The sequence below is a fragment of the Treponema endosymbiont of Eucomonympha sp. genome (genome assembly GCF_001028545.1).
On record NZ_BBPW01000719.1, the window covers coordinates 1 to 382 of the forward strand.

The window sequence follows — 382 nt, forward strand, 5'->3', positions numbered from 1 at the left end:
GGAGGGGCGCTTGGCTGCAGTCCGCGACAGTACCGCTTGTCACAATGCCGCTTGCCGGTATCCCGTACTCGTCAACTACCAAGTGTAATTTGCTGTTCAGCCCCCTTTTGTGCGGCTAATGTCCTGAGTGCCGCCGCGCGCCCCGCACGCGTCCGCGTGTGCCTTGATATACGTCGAATCTATCATAAAAATATCCCCGGCAGGCTCGCCTATTGCGGCGTCCGCCAGCATTTTCCCTATTCCCTTGTCCCGCCAGCGGCAAAACCGCTTGTGTATGCTGTTCCAGTTCCCGAATTCTGGCGGTATGTCTCTCCACGGAGCGCCCGTGCGCGTCTGCCACGCTACCGCGTTGATAAACAAACGGTTGTCTTTCGGCATTCTT

The 382-nt window shown here is 57.9% G+C and carries 1 pseudogene; it reads right to left on the reverse strand.

Going from position 1 to position 382, the window contains the following annotated elements:
* Window positions 1-382, reverse strand: a pseudogene (locus AWU74_RS08755) (IS5 family transposase); the annotation flags it as partial.